This window comes from Nocardia sp. NPDC005746, assembly GCF_040630785.1.
Classification (GTDB): Bacteria; Actinomycetota; Actinomycetes; order Mycobacteriales; family Mycobacteriaceae; genus Nocardia.
The window spans coordinates 180,767-204,272 of the sequence record NZ_JBEXYE010000010.1; the positions used below are offsets into that span (position 1 = coordinate 180,767).

A 23,506-nucleotide genomic window follows, 5' to 3' on the forward strand; every position below is an offset into this window, starting at 1 on the left:
CGAGACCGCTTGCGCGGTGGCCACTCAGCGCTCAGCGCTAGGGGCGACTCAGCGCCGAGGCGTTGGCGTTGTCGGCCAGCAGCTCGGTTTCGGTGGTGCCGGACAGCATGCCCTCGAGCACGTTCTTGCCGATGGCGGTCTCCACCGGCAGCGCGATCGGGTACTCGCCGTCGAAGCAGGCGCAGCACAGCCGCGAGCGCGGCTGCTCGGTGGCGGCGACCATGCTGTCGAGGGAGATGTAGCCGAGGCTGTCCGCGCCGATGGAGCGGCGCACGCCCTCCACCATGTCGTCGAGGCTCTCGCCCTCGATGCCGTCGGGGCCCGCGCCGTTGGCGATCAGCTCCGCGCGCGAGGCGAAGTCGATGCCGTAGAAGCAGGGCCACTTGACCGGCGGGGAGGCGATCCGGACGTGGATCTCCAGGGCGCCCGCCTCCCGCAGCATGCGGATCAACGCGCGCTGGGTGTTGCCGCGCACGATGGAGTCGTCGACCACGATGAGCCGCTTGCCGCGGATCACCTCGCGAAGCGGGTTGAGCTTCAACCGGATTCCGAGCTGGCGGATGGTCTGGCTGGGCTGGATGAAGGTGCGGCCCACGTAGGCGTTCTTCATCAGACCCTGGCCGTAGGGGACGCCGGAGCCCTGCGCGTAGCCGACGGCGGCGGGGGTGCCGGATTCCGGGACCGGGATGACGAGGTCGGCCTCGACGGGGTGTTCGGCGGCGAGGCGGCGGCCGATGTCGACGCGGGTGGCGTGCACCGAGCGGCCCGAGATGGTGGAGTCGGGGCGGGCCAGGTACACGAATTCGAAGACGCAGCCCTTGGGGGTGGGGTTGGCGAAGCGCAGGGAGCGCACGCCGTCGGCGTCGATGGCGAGCAGTTCGCCCGGCTCGATCTCGCGGACGAACGAGGCGCCCACGATGTCGAGGGCGGCGGTCTCACTGGCGACCACCCAGCCGCGGTCGAGGCGGCCCAGGCACAGCGGGCGCACCCCGTGCGGGTCGCGGGCGGCGTAGAGGGTGTGCTCGTCCATGAAGGTGAGGCAGAACGCGCCCTTCAGGGTCGGCAGCAGCTCCATGGCGGCCTGCTCGATGCTCTTGTCGGCTGCAGCGTGCGCGAGCAGCGCGGTCATCACGTCGGAGTCCGAGGTGGCGGCCATGCCGCCCGCCAGGCGGCCGGTGACCAGCCCGAGTTCCCGTGCGCGGGCGCTCAATTCGGCGGTGTTGACCAGGTTTCCGTTGTGGCCCAAAGCGATTCCGGTGCCGACCGCGGTGGTGCGGAAGATCGGCTGCGCGTTCTCCCAGGTGGTGGAACCGGTTGTGGAGTAACGACAGTGACCGACGGCCACGTGGCCGGGCATGGCGGCCAGGGTTTGTTCGTCGAAGACCTGGCTCACCAGGCCGAGATCCTTGAAGACCAGCACCTGCGAGCCGTCGGCGACCGCGATGCCCGCCGCCTCCTGTCCGCGATGCTGCAATGCGTATAGTCCGTAATACGTGAGCTTTGCCACATCTTCGCCCGGTGCCCAGACACCGAACACACCACACTCTTCGCGCGGTTCGTTCTCGTCCTGATCAACGGTCGTGGCGGAGGCGGGGAGATTCACCGTTTGCTCCCTGTTCGGCGGGCTGGGGGCGAGAGCCATTCTACGGGTAACCGCAAGGCAACCCGCCGTTGGGATAACGGAGATGGCAGGCGGTTTGCTGTTAGCGTGCGACGGTGGCGAGCACCGACAGCACCGGTCGCACGGAAACCGGTCCGCGACGCAGGCATCTGAGCCCGATCCGGTGGGCGTTCCCGATCGTGGTGGTCACGCTGCTGGCCTCGCTCCTGGGCGTCATGTATCTCGACTACGTCGTGGACCCGGAGAAGAATCTGCACGATTTCCCGATCGCCCTGGTGAACCAGGATGTCGGTGACGATCTGAAGACCGGCGATGAGGTCCAGCACGTGAACTTCGGCGATCAGGTCGCGGACGGTCTCACCAAGGCGGTCCCGGCGGACAAGATCGATCTGCGGGTGCTCGGCATCAACGAGGCGCAGTTGCAGATGCAGTCGGCGCGGGTGTACGGCACCATCATCATTCCCAGCGACTTCTCCAAGCGGCTCGGCATTCTCGGGGTCGGCAGCGTGGTGCCGGGCGAGATCACCAAGCCGGTGCTGACGCTGCAGACCAATCCGCGCACCGGCGCGTTCGCGACCGCGGTGGTGCAGAAGTTCGGTGAGCAAGCTCTCACCCAGGTGAACGCCGAGGTCGGCAAGCAGCTGACCGATCAGGTCACCAAGCAGCTGACTCCGCCGCCGGGCGCGCCCCCGACCGAACTGTCCGCCGCGACCCGGCTGGTGCTGGCGCAGCCGCTGGACATCGTGACCGAACAGTTCCGGCCGCTCCCGGGCGGTTCCGGCGAGGGGCTGACGGCCTTCTTCTACAGCCTGCTGCTCCTGCTGGTCGGCATGGTCGGCGCGATGATCATCCACCAGCTCATCGACTCCGCCCTCGGATTCCTGCCCACCGAGTGGGGTCCCTGGTACGTGCACTATCCGCGCGCGTCCATCTCGCGGGTGCGCACGCTGCTGATCAAGTGGTCGGCGATCGCGGTGATGGCGGTGGTGGTGTCGGGGGCGCTGGAGGGCATCGCGTCGCTGCTCGGCATGCCGATCGACAGACCGCTCCTGCTGTTCCTCTACGGCGCGCTGGTGATCACGGCCGTCGGCTTCACCTGCGCCTCGACGCTGGCCGCGATCGGCACCGCCGGCCTGATCATCAATCTGATCGTGTTCATCATCCTGGGCCTGCCGTCCTCGGGCGGCACCATCCCGATCGAGGCGACCCCGAAGTACTTCGGCTGGCTGGCCACGTTCGAGCCCATGCACCAGGTGTTCCTGGGCACCCGCTCGATCCTCTACTTCTTCGGCGACGGGCAGGCGGGCCTGACCCGCGGCGTCTGGATGGCGCTGCTCGGCCTGGCCATCGGCGTGGTGTTCGGCCTGTTCATCACGCGCTTCTACGACCGGAAGGGCTTGGAGCGCAAGCCCGCGACCCTGCCGGACGCGGCGGCGTAGCACTCAGAGCGGGACGACCGGCAGCCAGCGCGCGACCTCGCCCGCCCGGCTGCCGGAGGCGGTGAGGGCGGCCGATTCCACCGCGGCGCCGAAGTCGAGCAGACCGGTCGCCAGCAACAGCCAAGTCCGAGCATCTGTTTCGACGACATTGGGCGGATTGCCGCGGGTGTGCCTGGGACCCTCGATGCACTGGACGGCGACGAAGGGCGGAACCCGCACCTCGACCGAGTGTCCGGGGGCGTCGGCCGCGAGCGCCCGGGCGGTGCCGCGGACCGCCGCCGCGATCTCGGTGCGGGCGGGCGCGGGCGCGGAGTCGTCGCGCAGCCACTCCCCCACCGCGGCGACCGCCGCTCGCACCTCCGCCGGATCCACCGTACCTCGTCGCGCCATGCCGTGAGGCTACTGCGCGAGGCGGCGGGCCAGTCGAGGGGCGAGGGCTCCGCCCGCATTGAGGGCCAGATGCAGCAGGGCCGGGGCGGTGGCGCTGCCGGTGCGGCGGCGCAGCAGGTCGAACACCAGGCCCGCCCCCGTGGTGAGGGCGACGGTGCCGGCGATCGGGTCGGCGGCGGCACGCGCGGGCTGGATGTGGGAGAGGCCGAAAACCAGTGCGCCCGCGACGGTTCCGATCTCGCCCGCCGTGCGTTCCAGCAGCGGCGTCAGGGTGGAGCGGTAGACCAGTTCCTCGGTCAGGACGGTGCCGCCGGGAATGTGCAGGGCGGCCCATTCCAGGGTGGAGACGCCGGGGCCCCGGTCGGCGAGTCCGGCCAGGTGGCGGCGGGCGGCCGGAATGGCGAGGGCCGCGGCGTAGCCGGACAGCACGGTGCCCGCGGCGACGGCTCCGGCCCGGATGCCGCGGCGGGACCCGAAGGTCGGGTCTCCCCGAAAGGCGAGGGTGTACGCGAGCGCGTAGCCGGTGTTGGCGGCGGTGCGGCCGCGCACATCCAGGCGCAGGGCCGGGAGCAGGTGGTTGCTCCAGATCAGCGGTATCGCCATGGCGGCCAGGGCTTTCGGACGCAGTAGCGCGCGGGCCCGGGCGCGCACGCTACTTGACCGCCCGCTCGTACGCCTCCGCGAGCTCGATCTGGGTGCGGATGCGTTCCCCGAGGACCGGCGTCCAGTCCGGCGGCGCGGCGACCGCGGCCCAGCCGTCGAGAACCAGGGAGCCGTACCGGTGGCCGTGCCCGTCGCTGACGCCCTGGGCGTTGGTGAGGTCGGCGACGACCTGCCAGAAGGTGACGAACGGCCACCACCGCATCTGTGAGGACACGTCCGCGCCGCGCGGTTCGGACAGCCAATCCGGTTGGGAGAAGATGAGATCCGACGACCACCACACGATGGGGTCGGACGGATGCTGCAGGTAGGCGATGCGCGGCTTGCGCCACTCCGGCGAGGGCCGGTTCAAATCCTCGGCGGTGGCGGCGAATCGGACCACCAGCCCGTCGGCGTAGATCGGATCCACTTCCCGGGTGCCCGGGTCGCGGCGTTGAACGAACTGCCGCCACAGTCGATTCGAGTTGGGCGGCCCCACCCACAGCGCGCCGTCGACCTTGGAGCGCAGATCGGCCAGTCCGTCGAAGGCGGATTCGGAGCCCTGCGAGCCGAGGCTCTCCCCGTACACGAGCAGCTTGGGCCGATGGTCAGCCGGTCGTTGCGACCAGGCCCGGTACACCGCGTCGAACATGGTGCGCCCGTTGGCCGCGACCTTCTCGCGGTCCGCCAGGAACGACAGCACGCTCGGCAGATACGAGTACTGGGACGCGACGATCGCGGTGTCGCCGCCCCACATGTATTCGAGCGCGGCGGCCGCCTCCCCGTTCACCCAGCCGGTCCCGGTGGTGGTGGCCAGCACCAGCACCTTGCGGTCGAAGGCCCCGGTGCGCTGGAGTTCGGCGACGGCCATGTCCTCCTCGCGCATGTCCTGGGTCGCCGATTTCAGTCCCACATAGACCCGAATCGGTTCGCGCGCGGGCTTTCCGGTGACAGCGCTGATCAACACCGGATCGGGTCCGTGCGAGACGAACCACCGTCCCTCCGACCCCAGCGTCTCCCACTTGGCCAGCGAGGCCGGACTCCCGGAACGCTCCGGCTTCATCGGCTGTACCGCGAAGTCGCTCATCTTGTCGTTGCGCACACTGAACGCCGAGTTCGCGACCGCGAAGAAGGCCCGGGTGGCGACACCGTTGAACAGGGTCACGATCAGGACGGTCAGCAGCAGCGCCCCGATCGCGGGCGCGAGCGCGGGCGGCACCTTCACCCACCGGCTGAGCAGCCGAGCCAGGAACCGCACCGTCTCCCGCAGCGTCCGGTAGACGGCGACGACGAGCGCGCCGACCGCCACGCTCAGCCCGCCCGTGCGCAGATACGCGGCGCGGGTGGTGCCCTCCATGTTCATGAGGCTGGTGATCTCGCGCTGCCAGTCCGCGGACAGCACCAGCATGGCGGCCGCCACCAGGGCGCACGCGACGACCACGACGACCTTCACCAGGTAGCGCACCCATTCGGGCGGGGTCTCGACCGGAATCCGCGGCCGCACCCACCGCCGGAAGGCCCATTGCAGAACGCACCCGACGCCGTACCCGATGGCGGCGTTGATCCCGGAGATCAGGCCCTGGAACAACCAATCCCGCGGCACCAGCGAGGGCGTCACCGACCACGCGAAGAAGATGGTCGCCACCACCAACCCCGTGTGATTGAGGTCGATGATGCCCTCCGCCCGCCGCGCGACCACGGCGGCGCGCGTGCGCAACCGGGTCAGGGCGTGGGCGGAGTCCAGCACCCGTCAAGTATGGACGCAACCGGCCCGAATCCGGGGAGCCCCACGTGTGAGAGAGGCCATCACCCGGGCGTGTCGGGCACGGCTTCTACCGACCCGACTCGAGTAGATGTACTCGGTCGATTCGACCGCGCGACAGCCACACTCGGATTCATGAGCAACCCCAGCGCACAGACCAAGTCCACCACGGCGTTTCTGGCGCAGGCCGCGATCGCCTTCGGAATCAGCTTCTGCGCCTTGATCATCGGCATCGCCTACCTCCCCCTCGACATCTGGCAGCGCGGCTTCCTCCTGATGGCCATGCTGTTCCTGGTCAGCAGTAGCTTCACCCTCGCGAAAGTCATTCGCGACCAGCATGAATCGTCGAAGGTGCACCAGCGCATCGACGAGGCCCGCATGGAGAAACTGATGGCCGAACACGATCCTTTCAAGATCAACTGACTTGTCGCCCCGCTCGGATACGCTGGCCGTCCCCTTGATCTCCAAGGGGTTTGGTTAGGGGAGTACAAGAGTATGAAGAAGTCGATCCTGGGCCACTCGAGCATCGGATTCGCTGCCATGGCCGCGGTGGGGGCGGCCGCGATCGCGACAGCGACGACCGCGTCGGCGGGCGTGGTGAACACCCTGCAGCTGCAGGCCTCGCAGGCCTACTGCGTCGGCACCACCTACACGATCAGCCTGTCCGCCACCGACGCCACGGCATTGATGGCCCAGGCCGCGGGCTACTCGAGCATCACGTTCGTCTGGTCGCCCGCCCCGCAGGGCACGACCACCACCATCGCTACCCTGCCGTATGTCGCGGGCCAGGGCATGACCGTGAATTGGGCACCCACCTATGCGGGAGACACCGCCCTCGGGGCATTCGCCTACGACTCGGCGCTCGGCCCCAACGCGATCATCGACTCCATGATCCCCAACGTCCATGTGGTTCAGAGCGCTCCCGCCGGAGCGAGCTGCACCCCGACGACGACTCCGCCCACCACGACGCCGCCGACGACCGGAACCGGTAGCGCGAGTTCGATTCCGGTGATCGGCCCGCTGCTGAGCAGCCTGTTCCACTAGGTGCACGGCGCGGCGACAACTCGATCGAGCTGTCCCGCACGGGATATGGCGAGAGCCCGCCGGAGGAATCCGGCGGGCTCTCGTGCGGGTGGACCGCTATTGACCTTGCCCGCAATTCGAGCAGAACGCCGACCCCACCGGGATCTGATGCCCGCAGCCGCGACAGCCCGAACGCAGGTCCAGAGCAGTGCCGCAGGCTCCGCAGAACCGACCGCCGGTGGTGTTGGAACCGCAGGTCGGGCAGAGAACCCGGGCCGGAGTGGAGATGTCGTGCTGCTGGGCCCAATCCTGTTGCCGCGCCGCTTCCTGGATCTGTTCACCGCGGGCGGCGGCCTGCGCCCGCGCGATCTCGTGCTGGACCAGGGGTGAGCAACCCGTGCACTGTCCCACCTGCTCGTTCCAGCAGTTGCGTGCGCACATCCAGGAACCGCAGCCCCCGCACTGCCGGAAGTTCGGCTCCACGTCCCTGATGGCGGTGGCGAAGGCCTTGTCCTTGGTGCTCGAGGATGAGCTGCCCCAGCTGTTGGAGTAGCTGTCGGCGGCCGAGGATGCCTTGTTCAGCACGCTGAAACGGTCACCGAACAGGTCCCGCAGCACGCGCAGCAGGCCGCGGCCTCGCGAGAGGTAGTTCTGCTGGAACGCCGACTGGTAGACGGTTCTGCATCGGTCGCAGTGGAAGTCCCACTGGAAGCCCTCGTCGTTCGACATATCGGAATAGTTGCTGGTGAAGACGACCGGCGCGGCCATGGTGGTGTTCGATTCCTTTGCAGCCGATGTGAATACGTCGAAGGCGCGCGGGAACCACCCGAGCACCAACAGGTCTGATATCGGCGGGAGATCACAAAGCGCAACATGTGTACCGCGTCGGCCACCGGCCGTGGCCGTGGATGGCGAGAGCCCGCCCGGACGAACCGGGCGGGCTCTCGATCATTCCTACGGCTGTGCGGCCGCTACGGTTCAGCGCCGCGGGCGACCGCTCAGTGGTCGGCGTTGCCGAAGAGGGCGGGGAGGGTGCCCTCATGGGCGGCGCGGAGCTCGTCGAGGGTGGCCTTGAACAGGCCCTGGACCTCGACGGAGTCGGAGCCGTCGTCGACGACGCCGATGCGGGCCCACGGGAGGCCGCGAGCGTCGCACATCTTGGTGAAGCGGGTTTCCTCCGAGCGGGGGACGGCGACCAGGACGCGACCGGCGGACTCGGAGAAGAGGGTGACGAACGGGTCGGCGCCCTCGGGAAGGATGATGCGGCAGGCGGTTTCGCCGGCCAGCGCGGCCTCGACGACGGTCTGGATGAGGCCGCCCTCGGAGACGTCGTGCGCGGCGGAGACCATGCCGTCGCGGGAGCCGGACACCAGGATCTCGGAGATCAGCTGCTCGCGGGCGAAGTCGACCTTCGGGGGCAGGCCGCCGAGGTGGTCGTGCTCGACCTGCGCCCAGATGGAGCCGTCGAGCTCGTCACGGGTCTCGCCGAGCAGGATCAGGGTCTCGCCGGGCTCGGTGCCCAGGCCGGTCGGGATGCGGCGGTGCACATCGTCGATGACGCCGAGCACGCCGACCACGGGGGTCGGCAGGATGGCGGTCTGGCCGGTCTGGTTGTAGAACGACACGTTGCCGCCGGTGACCGGAATGCCCAGGGCCGCACAGCCGTCCGCGAGACCGCGCACGGCCTGCTGGAACTGCCACATGACGCCCGGATCCTCCGGCGAACCGAAGTTGAGGCAGTTGGTGACGGCCTTCGGGGTGGCGCCGGTGACGGCGACATTGCGGAAGGCCTCGGCCAGCGCCAGCTGCGCGCCGGTGTACGGGTCCAGCTTGGTGTAGCGGCCGGAGGCGTCGGTGGCCAGGGCGATGCCGCGGCCGGACTCCTCGTCGATGCGGACCACGCCGGCGTCGGCGTGCTCGGCGAGCACGGTGTTGCCGCGCACGTAGCGGTCGTACTGCTCGGTGATCCACTTGCGCGAGCACAGCTGCGGGCTGGCCAGCATCTTCATCAGGGTGGCGCGCAGTTCGTCGCCGGTCTGCGGACGGTTCAGGTGCGAGGCCGAATCCGCGTTCAGCGCATCCTGATCCGCGGGCCGCTGCACCGGGCGCTCGTAGACCGGGCCCTGGTGGGCGACGGTGCGCGGCGGCACGTCGACGACGGTCTCGCCGTGCCAGGTGATGACCAGGCGGTCGCCGTCGGTGACCTCACCGATGACATTGGCGTTGACGTCCCACTTCTTGCAGACGGCCATGAAGGCGTCCACGTTCTCGGGGGTGACGACCGCGCACATGCGCTCCTGCGATTCGCTCGACAGGATCTCGGCGGCGGTCATGCCGGCGGCGCGCAGCGGGACCTGGTCCAGGTCGACCAGCATGCCGCCGTCACCGGCCGCGGCCAGTTCGGAGGTGGCGCAGGACAGGCCGGCGCCGCCGAGGTCCTGGATGCCGACCACGAGTCCGGCGTGGTACAGCTCGAGACAGCACTCGATGAGGACCTTCTCGGCGAACGGGTCGCCGACCTGGACGCTGGGGAGCTTCTTACGGCCGGAGCCGGATTCGTCGCCGGAGAAGGTGTCCGAGGCGAGCACGGACACGCCGCCGATGCCGTCGAGGCCGGTGCGCGCGCCGAACAGGATGATCTTGTTGCCCTTGCCGGAGGCGAAGGCCAGGTGCAGGTCCTCGACCCGCATGACGCCCGCGCACAGCGCGTTGACGAGCGGATTGCCCTGGTAGGACGAGTCGAACACGGTCTCGCCGCCCACGTTCGGCAGGCCCAGCGAGTTGCCGTAGCCGCCGACACCGCGGACGACGCCGTCGACCACGCGCCGGGTGTCGGGGTGGTCGGCCGCGCCGAAGCGCAGCTGGTCCATCACCGCGATCGGGCGCGCGCCCATGGCCATGATGTCGCGCACGATGCCGCCGACGCCGGTGGCCGCGCCCTGGTAGGGCTCCACGTAGGAGGGGTGGTTGTGCGATTCGACCTTGAAGGTGACCGCCCAGCCGTCGCCGATGTCGACCACGCCGGCGTTCTCGCCGATGCCCGCGAGCATCGACTTCTTCATCTCGTCGGTGGTGGTCTCACCGAAGTAGCGCAGGTGCACCTTGGAGGACTTGTAGGAGCAGTGCTCCGACCACATCACCGAGTACATGGCGAGCTCGGCGTCGGTGGGACGGCGCCCGAGGATCTCCTTGATCCGGGCGTACTCGTCGTCCTTGAGGCCGAGTTCCTTGTAGGGCTGCGGGTGGTCCGAGGTGGCCGCGGCGTTGCTGACGGTATCGACGTGGCTGGTCACGGGAATACCAGAGTCCTTTCGGCCGGGCAGGTCGGAAGCGAATGCCCGCGTTGCTGGATGTCGGCGAGATACGCACCGAGTCTAATTGCCGACCAAATCAGGCCCTTACCCCGCCCATCGCTGTGTCCGGGACCACTTCTCGACACTCACAGCCCCGCCCATACCCACTACGTGTTTCGTATGCCGAAGCGCCAACTGATTTGCCGCCGACCGGGGTAACTCGCCGCGTACGCCCGAAATCGTTTCGGCTCCTGACCGCCGGTCCGCATGCAGTTCGGGCCACGGCACCCGAGCCGTGCGCTGAAGTCTCGGGGAGGCGGGGGAGCTAGTCTGTGGCGGTGAACGATCGATCCGGGGTCGCGGATCCGACCGAACAACCCGTGACCACGCCTGCAGGGCTGACTCGACGGCAGGGAGAGCTGCTCCTGGTCGCGGTCGCACTGTTCGCGGTGTCCGCTTTCATCAGCTATCAGGCCAAGCTCTGGCACGGATACATCGACCTGCAGGTGTACCGCAACGGTGCGCGGGCCTGGCTGGACGGCAAGGATCTGTACGGGCCGATGCCGCCGGTTTTCGGGCTCGGGCTTCCGTTCACCTATCCCCCGCTGGCCGCGCTGTTCTTCGCGCCGCTGGCCCTGATGCCCCTGGCGATCGCGGAGTGGGCGGTGCTCGCGGTGTCGATCGCCTCGCTGGGTGTGACGCTGTGGGTGGTGCTGGACCGGATCCGGCCGACCCTGGCCTGGCAGACCCGCCTGGCCATCGTGATCGGCGCGGTCGCCGTGCTGCAACTGCTGGAACCGATCCGCCAGACCTACGGGTTCGGGCAGATCAACCTGGTGTTGATGGCCGCGGTCGCGCTGGACTGCCTGGCGCGCAAGACCTTCTGGCCGCGCGGCATGCTGATCGGTATCGCGGTGTCGGTGAAGCTGACTCCGGGCGGCTATCTCCTCTACTTCCTGCTGCGTAAGGACTGGAAGGGCGCGATCACGCTCATCGTGTCGGCCATCGGCGCGGTGGCGGCCGGTTTCGTACTGTTCCCGCACGATTCGCCGGAGTACTGGTTCCACACGCTGGCCGACACCGGCCGCATCGGCCCGCCCTGGTACGCGGGCAATCAGTCGATCAAGGGTTTCGTGTTCCGGCTCGGCTACTCGACCTCGATGTCCACGCTGATCTGGCTGGTGCTGTCGGTGGCCGCGGTGGCGCTGGCCGCGCTGTGGATGAAGCGACTGCTGGACGCCGGCTCGAACGTGGCCGCGCTGATGGTGAATGCCGCGGCGGTGCTGCTGGTTTCGCCGGTCTCCTGGTCGCATCACTGGGTGTGGATCGCGCCCGCGCTGATCGTGGCCGCCGACGCGATCTCCCGCGGCCGCCGCAATCCGTGGTTCCTGGGCGCGGTCGGCGCGGCCGTGGTGATGTTCGCGATCGGCCCGATGTGGCTGCTCCCGCACGACCACGACCGCGAGCTCACCTGGAACTGGTGGCAGCAGATCGTCGGCAACAGCTACGTGTTGTTCACGCTGATCGTGTTCGTGGTGGCGGCACTGACGTATCACCCGAAGCCCGCGGCGGCCGACGCCGAGCTGTCGAACGCCTAGTACCCCGAAGCGAAAGGGCCGCCCGCACGGATCGTGCGGGCGGCCCTTCGTCGTGTCGGAAGCTGGATCAGCGCACGGCTTCCGGCGTCAGGAACGCCGCGAGCGCCGCCGCGTACGCGGCCACATCGGCCGCGCCCATCATTTCCCGCGCCGAGTGCATGGCCAGCTGGGCCGCGCCGACATCCACCGTGGGCATGCCGGTGCGGGCCGCGGTCATCGGCCCGATGGTGGAGCCGCAGGGCAGGTCGGCCCGGTGCACGTAGCGCTGCAGCGGCACGTCGGCCTGCGCGCAGGCGAGCGCGAAGGCGCCCGCGCCGGTGGCGTCGGTGGCGTAGCGCAGGTTCTGGTTGACCTTGAGCACCGGTCCCCCGTTCACCTCGATGCGGTGGGCCGGTTCGTGCCGGTCCGGGTAGTTGGGGTGGGTCGCGTGCGCCATGTCGCCCGAAGCGCAGATCGAACCGGCCAGGGCCGCCAGGTATTCGGCGCGGCCGCCGCCGCGGGTGAGCACGATGCGTTCGAGCACCGTGGGCAGCAGGTCGGATTGCGCGCCGCGGTCGGATTGGCTGCCGACCTCCTCGTGATCGAACATGGCCAGCACCGGAACCGCCGCGCCGGGTTCGTCGATCGCGGCCAGGAAGGCGCGCAGCCCGGCGTAGCAGGTGCCCTGGTTGTCGAGCCGGGGCGCGCTCACCAGATCCAGGGCGCGGCCGATCAGTCTGGACGGCACCAGATCATGGGTCATCAGCTCCCAGCCGAGCACCGCGTCCGCCTCGACGCCGGCCCGTTCGGCGATGAACGCCATGAACGATCGCGGTTCGCCGCCGATCCCCCACACCGCGTTCACGTGCCGCTGCGGGTCCAGCTGTACCCCGCGCCGGTCGTCGGAGAGGTGGATGGCCAGTTGCGGCACCCGCAGGAGCGGCTCGTCGATGCGAATCAGCTGCTCCCGCACCATGTTTCCATCGCGCACCGAGAGCCGCCCGGAGATGCCGAGGTCGCGGTCGAGCCAGGAGTTCAGCCAGGCCCCGCCGTAGGGTTCCAGCCCGACCAGCTGCCAGCCCGCGACGGCCAGGTCCGGGTGCTGCTTGACCCGCAGGTTGGGGCTGTCGGTATGTGCGCCGACCACGCGGAAGGGCGTGGCCTGCCCGGCGCGGAAGCCGGTGGGCGCGCCGGGTCCGCCGTCCGCCCACGCGACCAGCGAGCCGCCGCGCACCACGTAGTAGCGGCCCGCGCTGCTGGAGGGCCAGGGCGCCGATTCGGAGAGCCGGGTGAAGCCGAGGTCGTCGAGTTCCGCTGCGACAGTTCGGCAGACGTGGAACGGCGACGGGGAGGCATCGATGAATTCACACAGGCCGGCGGCGGTCGCGGTGGTCTCGGCAACAGGCATCCCCCGATACTAAGGAACCTCGGTTCAGTTCCCGGGGAGCGGGGCTTCGGCGACCCGGCCGAGCAGGCGGACCAGTTCGAGGTAGTCGTCACTGCCGAGACTGCGGCGCATTTCGGCCTCGGCGCGGGCTTCCTCGGCGCGCACCTCGGCGACGAGTTCCTCGCCGCGGCGGCTCAATCCGATGAGGATGCGGCGGCGGTCGTCGGCCGCGGCGACCCGGAAGATGAGTCCGCGCTCAGCCAGATGGTCGGCGTGCCGGGTGGCCGAGGACGGGGCCAGCTGGGCCCGCGTCGCCAGTTCACTCATGGTGATGCCGATGTCGGCGGAGAGGTTGGTGAGCATGCACCATTGGTCGGCGGTGAGCCGTCGCGCGCACAGCGCGGCGTCCAGGTGACGAAGCCAACTCCGCTCGGCCGCCCGGAGGGCTCCATGCAAGGTGGAAAATCCACCTAGAATTGTCGCCATATTTCCCGCCCGTCAGAAAAACCGCTTGAACGAGGGGAAGGGTAACCGATGTCCCCGTTCGACGGGAATCCCGAGAACGTCTTCGAGATCATCAACATAGTTCCGCAGCAGGGTCCCGGCGGTATCTTCGGGCCTTCCTGCGAGGCGGCCATTTCTCTGGCGTTGGAAGAAATCAACTCCGGTACCGGAATTCTGGGAAGAGAATTGCGCGTCACCCACATAGACGGGGGCCGGGAACCGTCGGTAGTGGCGGCGGAGGTGTCCGCGCTGCTGGCCACCGGCCTGGTGCGGGCGGTCACGGGATGGCACACCTCGGCGGTGCGGCGGGCGGTGGAGCGGGAGACCGCGGGGCGGGTGCCGTATCTGTTCGCCACCGATCACGAGGGCCTGAACTCGGCTTCGGCTCCCGCGGGCCTGTTCATGATCGGCGCGGACCCCCGGCATCAGATCCTGCCCGCCCTGGACTGGCTGCGCCGCTCCTGCGACGCGCGCCGCTGGGCGATCATCGGCAACGATTACGTGTGGCCCCGGCGCACGGCGGCGGCCGTGCGGGCCGCGCTCACGGATCCGGACCTGATCCCGCTGGAGGTGTTCGTGCCCATGAACACCCACGATTTCCGGGACTTCCTCGACGATCCGCGGCTGGATCGGGCGGACGGGGTGATCGTGCTGCTGGTGGGCGCGGACGTGGCCCGCTTCAATGTGCAGTTCACCCGCACCGGACGAACGGCGCAGCAGGTCCGGGTGAGCCCGGCGGTGGACGAGAACGTGCTGCTGGCCGCGGGCGGCGGCGCGAACCACAATCTGTTCGTGCCGTCCGGGTTCTTCGTGAACGGCCCGCACGACCGGGAACGACAGAACCGGTATCGCCGACTACACGGGGGCTTCGCGCCCTCCCTGACGAATTTCAGCAACACCAGCTACGAGGCCATTCACGCCCTGCGCGGCATGGCCGAGCTGGCCGGATCGCTGGACGTGCGGCGGATCCAGTCCGCGATCGCGGACCGTCCGGTCATCGAAACCCCGTGGGGCGAGCTCGGATTCGAGGGCCGACAAGCGATCCGCCCGACCTGGCTGGCCAGGGCGGGCGGCATCGACTTCGAGATCCTCGACGGGATCTAGTTGTTCGGTTGTGCTCGCGTGATTACGCGGAGACCAGGCTGTCCAGCACGGACAGGAACAGGCCCAGGCCGTCGTCGCTGGGGCCGGTGAGCGGCTCGGTGGCGTGCTCGGGGTGCGGCATCAAGCCGACGACGCGACGGTTCGCGGAGGTGATGCCCGCGATATCGCGCTGCGACCCGTTGGGGTTGCCGCCCGCGTAGCGGAAGACCACGCGGCCCTCGCCCTCGAGCTCGTCGAGCACCTCGGCGGACGCCTGGAAGCGGCCCTCGGCGTTCTTGACGGGGATGAGGATCTGGGCGCCCGGCTCGTAGCGGGTGGTCCAGGCGGTGTCGGTCTGCTCGACGGTCAGCCACTGGTCGCGGCAGACGAAGTGCAGGCCCTCGTTGCGGGTCAGCGCGCCCGGCAGCAGGCCCGCCTCGCACAGGATCTGGAAGCCGTTGCAGATGCCCAGGATCGGCATGCCCTGCTCGGCGGCCTTGATGACCTCACCCATGACGGGGGCCATCGAGGCGATGGCGCCCGCGCGCAGGTAGTCGCCGTAGGAGAACCCGCCGGGGACCACGACCGCGTCGACCTGCTTGAGGTCGGCATCGGCGTGCCACAGCGAAACGGGCTCGGATCCGGCCAGTTTCACGGCCCGGGCGGCGTCGACGTCGTCGAGCGTGCCCGGGAAGGTGATGACACCGATGCGGGCGCTCACAGCCGGACGACCTTCCAGTCCTCGATCACGACGTTGGCCAGCAGCGTTTCGGCGATCTGCTCGAGATCGGCGTCGCTGACGTCGTCGGCGACGTCCAGCTCGAATCGCTTGCCCTGCCGCACATCCGAGATCCCGGGGTGCCCGAGACGCCCCAGCGCTCCGACGATGGCCTGTCCCTGCGGATCCAGGATCTCGGCCTTCGGCATCACCTCGACCACGACACGTGCCACGCGTTGCTCCTCAGCTGGTGGGGCGGCGCTCGGTCCATGCATGCCAGGCCGAGCGGGGGGTATCGCTGATCAGCGTAGTTGGCGTGGGCGGCGCGGGCCGCGCCGGGGCCGACCGTCCGTGGCCTGCGCCACAGCGGGGTCCGCCGCGACCAGGGGCGACTGACGGAGCGTCCCAGGCCGGTGCGGGGCTACCGTTGTCCCATGCGCATAGCCCATTTCGGACATTCCTGCATTCTGGTGGAACTGAACGGCGCGAAGATCCTATTCGATCCGGGCAATTTCTCGCACGGATTCGAGGGCATCACCGGATTGGACGCGATCGCGGTCACCCATCAGCACCCCGACCACATCGACTCGAACCGAATCGGGGCCCTGATCGAGGCGAATCCGCAGGCCAGGCTGTTGTCTGACCCGCAGACCGCGCTGCAGCGGGGTGAGCCCTGGGAGGCGGTCCATGCCGGAAATGTTCTGAAAGTCGGTGAAGTCCAAATTACCGGCGGCGGTGGCCGGCACGCGGTCATCCACCCCGAGATCCCGGTAATAGACAACACTGTCTTCCAACTCGGCACCGCGGAAGATCCGTCCCAACTCGTCCACCCCGGTGATTCACTGTGGGTTCCGCCGACACCGGTCGGTGTTCTCGCCATTCCCGCCGTCGCACCGTGGATGCGTATCAGCGAGGCCGTCGATTACCTGCGGGCGGTAAATCCCCGCATCGCCTTCCCCATCCACTACGGGATCATCGAGCCCGCGGCGCAGGGCATCTATTTCGGTCGACTGGCCGAAATGGGTCCGGCCAATACCGAATTCCGGGTCGTGGAACCCGAGGACAACGCCGAATTCTGATTCCGCGCCGCCGGGCGGGAGCGGCCACCGCCCGGCGGCGCGAGTTCGTGGAAACTACTGCGGTGGAGGCGGATTCGTGGTGAACTGCGCGACCGCCGCCCCGACCCCGGCGCCCACCAGAGCGCCGACCAGGGCACTCGCGCCGCCGATGATGGCCGCGCCCAGGGTGCAGCCGCCGACGGTGCCGGTGATCGCACCGCCCGCGACGCCGAGCGCCGCACCGGCCGCCGCGAATCCGGGCGCCAGCGCCATCTCGCCGGAGACGACGATCGGCGCCAGCAGCGCTGCCGCGATGATGCCCGCGATGAACCCGAGCACACCGCCCGCGATGGCTCCGACGCCCGCGCCCGGTCCCCCGCCGAGGGCACAGCCCGCCGCCGCACCCGGAATGCCGCCGGCGAGCGCGCCGATGGCCGCGCCCTGCGCGACGGTGGTGTCGAACCTGTCCTGTTGCTGCTGCTGGGTGCCGGGCAGGGGCAGGGTGCCAGGGGCGGGGTCGAGGGTGGCCTGGCCGCGATCGGATTCCGGGGTCAGCTCGACCGACTGGTCGGAGACCAGTGCCCGGATCGGGTACTGGAGGTCGTCGACCTTGTAGTACAGCGCCAGGGTGCGGACGACCTGCCCGCCCGGCTCGCGGATGACGAGATTGCCGTTCTCGACGGCGAAGCTGCCGTTGTCGAGTGTGATCGAGGCGGTTCTGCCGGCCAGGCTCGCGGTGACGGTGACGTCTTCCGGGGCGGCCGTGGTGGTGCCGGAGGTGATGAACAGCGATGACAGTGTGACGGTGGTGAGGAACGCGGCCGCGGTGGCCGGGGCTCTGCCGTGCTTCATGCTGGCTCCCTCGAGTCGGCGAACCTTCCCTTCTCTGACCGAAATGACCAGTTCAGTGTTCACCGACTCCGGCGCCCGCACGGCAGAACGCGAAAAAATACCGCTGACCTGCCCTAACGGTAGGAAGCCAGGAAGAGCGCCTCAGCGAGCGCCATGTTCTCGATCTCCGTCGGATCGACGCTCTCGTTCGGCGCGTGGATCAGGCACTTGGGTTCCTCGACCCCCATGAGCATGATCTCGGCCTCCGGATAGGTGTCGGCGAAGACATTGCACAGCGGGATCGAGCCGCCCTGCCCTTCGGTGGTCGCGGGCCGCCCGTAGGCGGCCTCCATGGCCGACGACATGGCCTGCCGCGCCGGGCCGTCGGTGCTGCCGACGAACGGCGAGCCGGTGGCCTCGGTCTCCACGGTCACTTTCGCGTGCCACGGCGCGTGCGACTTCAGGTGCGCGGTCAGGGCTTTCAGTGCCTCGTCCGGCCTGGTGCCCGGCGGGATACGCAGGTTGAGGCGCGCCCGGGTCTTCGGCTGGATGGCCGCCGAGGAGCCGACCACGGCCGGGACGTCCATACCGAGCACGGTCAGCGCCGGTCGCGCCCACAGCATGTCGGCCACCTTGCCGCCGCCCACCAGGTCGACGCCGTCGAGAACGCCCGCGTCGGAACGGAATTGGGCCTCCGGGTAGTCGTGCCCCTCCCACACCTGGTCGTTGCGCAGACCGTCGACGGTGGTGTTGCCCTCCGCGTCGCGCAGTGTGCCCAGCAGGTGGATCATGGCCGCGAGCGCGTCCGGCGCCGGGCCGCCGAACATGCCGGAATGCATGGGGCCGGACAGGGTTTCGACGGTGACGACCACGTTCACATTGCCACGCAGGGTCTGGGTGAAGGTGGGCACGCCGACCGCGAAGTTGCCGCAGTCGCAGATCAGCAGGGTGTCGGCGCGCAGCAGGTCGGCATGGCCGGGCACGAACTCCTCCAGGCCGCCGGTGCCCTGCTCCTCGGAGCCCTCCGAGACCAGCACCAGCCCGACCGGGAAGTCGTCGCCGTAGACCTTGCGCAGCGCCCGCAGCGCGGTCAGGTGCATGACGATATTGCCCTTGCAGTCGGCGGCGCCGCGCCCGTACCAGCGGCCGTTCTTCTCGGTGAGCTGCCAGACCGGGGTCTGCCAGGCGGCGCCGTCGAGCGGCGGCTGCACGTCGTAGTGGCAGTACAGCATGATGGTCGGCGCGCCCGCGGGGGTCTCACTGCGCGCGACCACGGCCTTGCTGCCGTCGGGCGTCTCGTACAGTCCGACATCGGCGAGGCCCTCCGCCCTGAAGGCGTCGGCCACCCACTTCGCGGTCTTCTCGCATTCCTCGATCGGGAACTGCCGGGCGTCGTACACCGACTTGAACGAGACGAGCTGGGCGAGATCGCTTTTCGCCCGCGGCATGAGTTCCTTCACCGCCGCGCGCAGGGCGGCCGTGGTCGAATCGTCCTCGGTTTCAACGGTACTGGTCATGGGCGTCCTCCCGTGGTCAGTGGTGGTCGTCGGAATCGACCGTGGCACCAGTCTTCAGGTCGCCGACGCTCTTCAGGTAGGAAGCGAGCTGATCGGGGCAGCCGAGGACACGTGCACGGCGTTCATCTCCATGCCCGCATAGGACTCCGGTATCAGGGTGCCGATGATCAGCCCCATACTCGACAGGCCCGCAACGGTTTTGGTGCCCTGCGAGGACACGAACACCGCCACCCATTAGATGGTGATGATGACGATCGCCACGTACAACCCGTTGGAGGCCAGCGACGGATCGATGATGTACGCGAAAGTGCTTGCCACATAAGCCAGCAGGCTCGGGTAGTAGAAGATCGTCATGGCGAATTGACACCACACCGCAAGGAATCCCAGCGGCTGCGAGAGCCCCTCCCTCACCCACTTGTACACGCCGCCCGCCCATCCGGACGCCAGCTCGGCGGCCACGAACGCGGTCGGCAGCAGGAACAGCAGCGCGGGCAGCAGGTAGGAGGAACACACAGGCCAACCCGTAGACCGCCATGGTGGGCGCGGCGCGCAGACTCGCCACCGAACTGGTCGTCATGAGCGCCAGCGTCACCCACGACATGCACTTGGTGGCCGTAGCCCCCTTGGTCACCGTGCCGGTCATCACTGGTCCTTTCCAGGCAGAACACCGAACCCGTCCCCCGCCGCAAGGCTGAATAGTAACCGTTCAGCAACTATCTCTCGATTACGAAACGGTAGCTTGCAGAACCAGTTTCGATGAGATGACCTGGCTACCATCGATGTGGCAAACCGTGGTGCGCGCGAGATCGGAGCCTCATGACCGGCATTCTGGAACCCGACGACGTCTTCGCGATGCCCGGCATCAAGCGCGCCGCACCGCACGGGGGCTTTCCCGAACACGAGATCTTCCCGCAGGTCGCCTACCAGATCGTGCACGACGAACTGCTGCTCGACGGCGTCTCCCGGATGAATCTGGCCACCTTCTGCACCACCTGGGTCGACGACGAGGCCCGGCGGCTGATGAACGAGTGCCTCGACAAGAACATCGTCGACAAGGACGAGTACCCGCAGACCGCCGAGCTCGAGCAGCGCTGCGTGCACATGCTCGCCGATCTGTGGAACTCCCCCGACGCCCTGGGCACTCTCGGCACCTCCACCACCGGCTCCAGCGAGGCCGCCATGCTGGGCGGGCTGGCCGCGAAATTCCGCTGGCGCAAGCGCGGCGGGCGCGGCATCCCCAACTTCGTGTGCGGACCGGTGCAGGTGTGCTGGGAGAAGTTCGCCCGCTACTTCGACGTGGAGATCCGACAGATTCCGCTGCGCGGCGACCGCTACACGATGCACCCCGACGACATCGCCGCCTACTGCGACGAGAACACCATCATGGTGGTGCCGACCTTCGGCCAGACCTTCACCGGCCTGTTCGAGGACGTCGAGGGCGTCAGCCGGGCCCTCGACGAAATCCAGGACCGGACCGGACTCGATATCCCGATCCACGTCGACGCGGCCAGCGGCGGCTTCCTCGCCCCCTTCTGCGCGCCCGAGATCCGCTGGGACTTCCGGCTGCCCCGGGTCAAGTCCATCAACGCCTCAGGCCACAAGACCGGCCTCGCCCCGCTGGGCGCGGGCTGGGCGATCTGGCGCACCAAGGAGGACCTGCCCGAGGAACTCATCTTCAACGTCGACTATCTGGGCGGCAATATGCCCACCTTCAATCTGAACTTCTCCCGGCCCGGCGGGCAGGCCGTCACCCAGTACTACGACTTCATCCGGCTCGGCCGCACCGGCTACCGCAATGTGCAGACCGCGATCTACAGCGCCGGACAGCATCTGGCCGAGGGGCTCACCGAGGCCGGGCCGTTCGAACTCATCCACGACTCCGACCCCCGGCACGGCATCACAGCGGTCTCCTGGAAGACGTCGGGCACGTCGAAGCTCAGCCTCTACGACCTGTCCGACCGGCTGCGCACCCGGGGCTGGCTGATCGCGGCCTACCCGCTGCCCGCCGACCGCGCGGACGAGACCATCATGCGGGCCGTGCTGCGGCACGGATTCACCCACGACATGGCCGATCTGCTGCTCGACGACCTGGCCCGCGGCATGAAGGTGCTCGACAAGCACCCGCTGACGACCTCGCTCACCCGCGAGGACGCGGGCGGCTTCACCCACAACGCCGACGCGGCGGTGCCCACCGCGGAGCTCCAGGCGAAGATCAAGGCCGAGCTCGGCGGGCGCGCGAAGACCGATGGCGAGTCGGCCACCGGCACGAAGACCAAGTCCGCCACCGGCAAACACAAACACGCGGCGCGCAAGTCCAAGGCCAAGAAGAAATGACGGCGGCCGAGGATCCGGCCGCCGTCGAGGGTTGCTAGTTGTCCGCCGCCCCGGCGGTATCGAGCACCCACGCGAACTCGAACGCGACTTCCTTCCACTTCTCGTAGCGTCCGCTCACACCGCCGTGGCCGGCGCTCATCTCGGTCTTGAGCAGCAGCTGCGAGTCGCCGGTCTTGGTGGCGCGAAGTTTGGCCACCCACTTGGCGGGCTCGACGTAGAGCACGCGGGTGTCGTTGAGACCGGTGATGGCGAGGATCGCCGGGTAGTCCTGGGCCGTGACGTTCTCGTACGGCGAGTAGGACTTCATGTACTCGTAGACTTCCTTGTCCTCCAACGGGTTTCCCCACTCGTCCCACTCGGTGACGGTGAGCGGCAGGGAGGGGTCGAGGATGGAGGTCAGCGGGTCCACGAACGGCACGTTGGACAGGATGCCCGCGAACAGTTCGGGGGCGATGTTCGCCACCGCGCCCATGAGCAGGCCGCCCGCGCTGCCGCCGTCGGCCACCATGCGGTCCGGCGCGGTCACCCCGGAATCCACCAGATGCCGTGCGACGGAGACGAAGTCGGTGAAGGTGTTCTTCTTGGTGAGGGTCTTGCCGTGCTCGTACCAGAGCCGGCCCATCTCACCGCCGCCGCGCACGTGCGCCACCGCGAACACCATGCCGCGGTCCAGCAGCGACAGCCGCGCCACCGAGAAGTACGGGTCGATGGCGGCCTCGTAGGAGCCGTACCCGTAGAGCAGCAACGGCTTCGGCTCCGCCACCGCGTCCCCGCCCATCGCGGCCGCGGTCTCACGGCGCATCACCAGCGAGATCGGCACCCGGGTGCCGTCCGCGGCCACCGCCCAATCCCGTTGCTGCACATACTCGTCGGCGTCGTAGCCGCCGAGCACCACCTGCTCCTTGCGCAGCAGCAGTTCACCGGTCTCGGGCACGTAGTCGTACACCTGGGTCGGGGTGATGAAGGAGGTGAGCCCGATGCGCAGCATGGGCTGCTCCCACTCCGGGTTCGCGCTCAGCCCGGCCGAGAACAGGGCCAGGTCGAAGTCGATGTCCTTCAGCTCGCCGTAGCCATCGGCGGTCAGCGGCCACACCGCGACCCGGGGCAGCGCCTCGCGGCGGTAGCTCAGCACCAGCTTGTCGGCGAAGGCGTCGATGTCCTCGAGCCGGACATCGTCGCGGTGCGGGATCAGGATCTTCATGGCGGCGGGCTCGGCCAGAGGGGCCTCGGCCAGCACGAAGTTGACCGCCTTCACGCCGTCCACCACGTCGTTGTGCAGGATGAGCAGCTTGTCCTCGCCGCCGATGACGGCGTGCTCGGCCGAGTACTCCACGCCCTCCCGGCGCGGGATGAGTACCCGGAACTCGCCCTCGGGGTTGTCCGCCTCCAGGATCCAATTCTCGGTGGTGATCTTGGAACCGGTCATGATGACCAGGAACTGCTCCGAGCGGGTGGCGCCGATGCTGACCCAGAAGCTCTCGTCCGGCTCGTGGAAGACCCGGACGTCCGCGGACTGCTCGGTCCCCAGCCGGTGCCGCCACACGCTGTCGGGCCGCCAGGAGTCGTCGAGGGTCTGATAGAAGACGTGGGTGCCGTCCAGTGACCAGGTCGCGCCGGGCGCGATGTTCGGGATCTCGTCGGCCAGCAGTTCACCGGTGCGCAGGTTCTTGATGCGCAGGGTGTACCGCTCGTTGCCGAGCGTGTCGGCCGAGTAGGCGAGCATGTCGCCGGCGTGGCTCAGCGAGTACGCGCCGAGCGCGAAGAAGTCGTGGCCCTCGGCCAGCTCATTGGAGTCGAGCACGATCTCCTCGCCCGGGATCTCGACGTCGGGCTCCAGCTTGGGCGGGGTCCAGTCGTCCGGGTCGGCGATCGGGCAGCGGCAGTGCACACCGTGCTGCTTGCCCTCGAAGGTGCGCGAGTAGTACCAGTAGTCGCCCATGCGGGTGGGCAGCGACAGGTCGGTCTCCTGGGTCCGCCCCTTGATCTCCTCGAAGATCTTCTCCCGGAGCGGGCCCAGCTTCGCGGTCTGCGCCTCGGTATAGGCGTTCTCCGCCTCCAGATACGCGATGACCTCGGGATTCTCCTTGTCCCGCAGCCACTCGTACTCTTCGATGACGACGTCCCCGTGGTGCACGCGCTCCGTCGGCACCCGCTTGGCGATCGGCGCCACCACCGCGCCGCTGACTGACGTCGTGCTCCCACTGTCCAAAGCCATGGGACCAACTTAGTGGGGAACCCCGCGGTGGGGGTCAACGGGCGCGGCGCTGCCTCGGCAGGGCCGTCAGACGCTGCTCGTACAGGTAGAAAACGGCCGCCTTCCGGCGAGCACA

At 68.8% G+C, this 23,506-nt stretch carries 22 protein-coding genes; 7 read left to right on the plus strand and 15 right to left on the minus strand.

Annotation, left to right across the window (positions count from 1 at the left end):
• Window positions 1-37: 37 nt before the first annotated feature.
• Window positions 38-1,603: an amidophosphoribosyltransferase gene (purF, locus tag ABZ412_RS20590; RefSeq protein WP_357282672.1), complete on the minus strand. Its 1,566-nt coding sequence runs from the start codon at window positions 1,601-1,603 to the stop codon at window positions 38-40.
• A gap of 113 nt (window positions 1,604-1,716) precedes the next feature.
• On the opposite strand from purF, the gene ABZ412_RS20595 reads away from it, so the two are divergent.
• Complete coding sequence (locus ABZ412_RS20595; RefSeq protein WP_357282674.1) at window positions 1,717-3,060, plus strand: ABC transporter permease; 1,344 nt, start codon at window positions 1,717-1,719, stop codon at window positions 3,058-3,060.
• A 3-nt stretch (window positions 3,061-3,063) separates the two neighbouring features.
• On the opposite strand, the gene ABZ412_RS20600 is transcribed toward ABZ412_RS20595, so the two are convergent.
• From ABZ412_RS20600 to ABZ412_RS20610, 3 genes are read right to left on the minus strand one after another with little or no spacing between them, the layout of a single operon-like run.
• On the minus strand, window positions 3,064-3,450 hold the full coding sequence (locus tag ABZ412_RS20600) for a sterol carrier family protein (RefSeq protein ID WP_357282675.1): 387 nt from the start codon (window positions 3,448-3,450) through the stop codon (window positions 3,064-3,066).
• A 9-nt stretch (window positions 3,451-3,459) separates the two neighbouring features.
• Window positions 3,460-4,101, minus strand: coding sequence for a CPBP family intramembrane glutamic endopeptidase (locus tag ABZ412_RS20605; RefSeq protein WP_357282677.1), 642 nt, complete (start codon window positions 4,099-4,101; stop codon window positions 3,460-3,462).
• Between the two features lies 1 nt (window position 4,102).
• Window positions 4,103-5,836, minus strand: coding sequence for an alpha/beta hydrolase (locus ABZ412_RS20610; RefSeq protein WP_357282679.1), 1,734 nt, complete (start codon window positions 5,834-5,836; stop codon window positions 4,103-4,105).
• Window positions 5,837-5,986: 150 nt separating this feature from the next.
• Between ABZ412_RS20610 and ABZ412_RS20615 the strand changes: the two genes are divergently transcribed.
• Together ABZ412_RS20615 and ABZ412_RS20620 are read left to right on the plus strand one after the other, a co-directional pair.
• Window positions 5,987-6,274, plus strand: a complete 288-nt coding sequence (locus tag ABZ412_RS20615) for a YiaA/YiaB family inner membrane protein (RefSeq protein WP_357089635.1) — start codon at window positions 5,987-5,989, stop codon at window positions 6,272-6,274.
• A 72-nt stretch (window positions 6,275-6,346) separates the two neighbouring features.
• The gene (locus ABZ412_RS20620) at window positions 6,347-6,895 is read left to right on the plus strand and encodes a hypothetical protein (protein WP_357282680.1); all 549 of its coding nucleotides are present in this window, start codon (window positions 6,347-6,349) and stop codon (window positions 6,893-6,895) included.
• Between the two features lie 96 nt (window positions 6,896-6,991).
• Here the strand turns inward: ABZ412_RS20620 and ABZ412_RS20625 are convergent, their stop codons facing one another.
• Together ABZ412_RS20625 and purL are read right to left on the minus strand one after the other, a co-directional pair.
• A complete protein-coding gene (locus tag ABZ412_RS20625; protein WP_357282682.1) occupies window positions 6,992-7,642 on the minus strand; it encodes a zinc ribbon domain-containing protein in 651 nt (216 codons plus the stop codon).
• A 230-nt stretch (window positions 7,643-7,872) separates the two neighbouring features.
• Complete coding sequence (purL, locus tag ABZ412_RS20630; RefSeq protein ID WP_357282684.1) at window positions 7,873-10,167, minus strand: phosphoribosylformylglycinamidine synthase subunit PurL; 2,295 nt, start codon at window positions 10,165-10,167, stop codon at window positions 7,873-7,875.
• A gap of 338 nt (window positions 10,168-10,505) precedes the next feature.
• Between purL and ABZ412_RS20635 the strand changes: the two genes are divergently transcribed.
• On the plus strand, window positions 10,506-11,765 hold the full coding sequence (locus ABZ412_RS20635) for a glycosyltransferase 87 family protein (RefSeq protein WP_357282685.1): 1,260 nt from the start codon (window positions 10,506-10,508) through the stop codon (window positions 11,763-11,765).
• 67 nt (window positions 11,766-11,832) lie between these two features.
• Here ABZ412_RS20635 and ABZ412_RS20640 read toward each other — a convergent pair whose 3' ends face one another.
• Together ABZ412_RS20640 and ABZ412_RS20645 are read right to left on the minus strand one after the other, a co-directional pair.
• Window positions 11,833-13,152, minus strand: coding sequence for a M18 family aminopeptidase (locus ABZ412_RS20640; RefSeq protein WP_357282687.1), 1,320 nt, complete (start codon window positions 13,150-13,152; stop codon window positions 11,833-11,835).
• Window positions 13,153-13,176: 24 nt separating this feature from the next.
• On the minus strand, window positions 13,177-13,587 hold the full coding sequence (locus ABZ412_RS20645; protein ID WP_357282689.1) for a MarR family transcriptional regulator: 411 nt from the start codon (window positions 13,585-13,587) through the stop codon (window positions 13,177-13,179).
• A gap of 78 nt (window positions 13,588-13,665) precedes the next feature.
• Between ABZ412_RS20645 and ABZ412_RS20650 the strand changes: the two genes are divergently transcribed.
• Window positions 13,666-14,739, plus strand: a complete 1,074-nt coding sequence (locus ABZ412_RS20650; protein ID WP_357282690.1) for a substrate-binding domain-containing protein — start codon at window positions 13,666-13,668, stop codon at window positions 14,737-14,739.
• Between the two features lie 22 nt (window positions 14,740-14,761).
• On the opposite strand, the gene purQ is transcribed toward ABZ412_RS20650, so the two are convergent.
• On the minus strand, window positions 14,762-15,439 hold the full coding sequence (gene purQ, locus ABZ412_RS20655) for a phosphoribosylformylglycinamidine synthase subunit PurQ (protein WP_357282692.1): 678 nt from the start codon (window positions 15,437-15,439) through the stop codon (window positions 14,762-14,764).
• A complete protein-coding gene (gene purS, locus ABZ412_RS20660; protein ID WP_357089657.1) occupies window positions 15,436-15,669 on the minus strand; it encodes a phosphoribosylformylglycinamidine synthase subunit PurS in 234 nt (77 codons plus the stop codon). The genes purQ and purS overlap by 4 nt, the downstream gene beginning before the upstream one ends.
• Window positions 15,670-15,870: 201 nt before the next feature.
• Here purS and ABZ412_RS20665 point away from each other — a divergent pair, with 201 nt between their 5' ends.
• Window positions 15,871-16,515, plus strand: coding sequence for an MBL fold metallo-hydrolase (locus ABZ412_RS20665; RefSeq protein ID WP_357282694.1), 645 nt, complete (start codon window positions 15,871-15,873; stop codon window positions 16,513-16,515).
• Between the two features lie 54 nt (window positions 16,516-16,569).
• Here ABZ412_RS20665 and ABZ412_RS20670 read toward each other — a convergent pair whose 3' ends face one another.
• The 4 genes from ABZ412_RS20670 to ABZ412_RS20685 form a co-directional block, all read right to left on the minus strand.
• The gene (locus ABZ412_RS20670; RefSeq protein WP_357282696.1) at window positions 16,570-17,346 is read right to left on the minus strand and encodes a hypothetical protein; all 777 of its coding nucleotides are present in this window, start codon (window positions 17,344-17,346) and stop codon (window positions 16,570-16,572) included.
• A 113-nt stretch (window positions 17,347-17,459) separates the two neighbouring features.
• Window positions 17,460-18,842 (minus strand): dipeptidase, encoded by a 1,383-nt coding sequence (locus ABZ412_RS20675; protein WP_357282697.1) that lies wholly within the window; start codon window positions 18,840-18,842, stop codon window positions 17,460-17,462.
• A gap of 72 nt (window positions 18,843-18,914) precedes the next feature.
• A complete protein-coding gene (locus tag ABZ412_RS20680) occupies window positions 18,915-19,073 on the minus strand; it encodes a hypothetical protein (protein WP_357282699.1) in 159 nt (52 codons plus the stop codon).
• Between the two features lie 3 nt (window positions 19,074-19,076).
• A complete protein-coding gene (locus ABZ412_RS20685; protein ID WP_357282701.1) occupies window positions 19,077-19,355 on the minus strand; it encodes an amino acid permease in 279 nt (92 codons plus the stop codon).
• A 303-nt stretch (window positions 19,356-19,658) separates the two neighbouring features.
• Between ABZ412_RS20685 and ABZ412_RS20690 the strand changes: the two genes are divergently transcribed.
• Complete coding sequence (locus ABZ412_RS20690) at window positions 19,659-21,176, plus strand: glutamate decarboxylase (RefSeq protein WP_357282702.1); 1,518 nt, start codon at window positions 19,659-19,661, stop codon at window positions 21,174-21,176.
• Between the two features lie 34 nt (window positions 21,177-21,210).
• On the opposite strand, the gene ABZ412_RS20695 is transcribed toward ABZ412_RS20690, so the two are convergent.
• Window positions 21,211-23,391: a S9 family peptidase gene (locus tag ABZ412_RS20695; RefSeq protein WP_357282703.1), complete on the minus strand. Its 2,181-nt coding sequence runs from the start codon at window positions 23,389-23,391 to the stop codon at window positions 21,211-21,213.
• Window positions 23,392-23,506 lie beyond the last annotated feature (115 nt).

Coding starts and splice junctions, on each gene's coding strand:
- ABZ412_RS20695 (WP_357282703.1), bottom strand. CDS start 23,391: ATGGCTTTGGACAGTGGGAGCACGACGTCAGTCAGCGGCGCGGTGGTG.
- ABZ412_RS20640 (WP_357282687.1), bottom strand. CDS start 13,152: ATGCCTGTTGCCGAGACCACCGCGACCGCCGCCGGCCTGTGTGAATTC.
- ABZ412_RS20620 (WP_357282680.1), top strand. CDS start 6,347: ATGAAGAAGTCGATCCTGGGCCACTCGAGCATCGGATTCGCTGCCATG.
- ABZ412_RS20600 (WP_357282675.1), bottom strand. CDS start 3,450: ATGGCGCGACGAGGTACGGTGGATCCGGCGGAGGTGCGAGCGGCGGTC.
- ABZ412_RS20650 (WP_357282690.1), top strand. CDS start 13,666: ATGTCCCCGTTCGACGGGAATCCCGAGAACGTCTTCGAGATCATCAAC.
- ABZ412_RS20670 (WP_357282696.1), bottom strand. CDS start 17,346: ATGAAGCACGGCAGAGCCCCGGCCACCGCGGCCGCGTTCCTCACCACC.
- ABZ412_RS20690 (WP_357282702.1), top strand. CDS start 19,659: ATGACCGGCATTCTGGAACCCGACGACGTCTTCGCGATGCCCGGCATC.
- ABZ412_RS20675 (WP_357282697.1), bottom strand. CDS start 18,842: ATGACCAGTACCGTTGAAACCGAGGACGATTCGACCACGGCCGCCCTG.
- ABZ412_RS20665 (WP_357282694.1), top strand. CDS start 15,871: ATGCGCATAGCCCATTTCGGACATTCCTGCATTCTGGTGGAACTGAAC.
- ABZ412_RS20615 (WP_357089635.1), top strand. CDS start 5,987: ATGAGCAACCCCAGCGCACAGACCAAGTCCACCACGGCGTTTCTGGCG.
- ABZ412_RS20625 (WP_357282682.1), bottom strand. CDS start 7,642: ATGGCCGCGCCGGTCGTCTTCACCAGCAACTATTCCGATATGTCGAAC.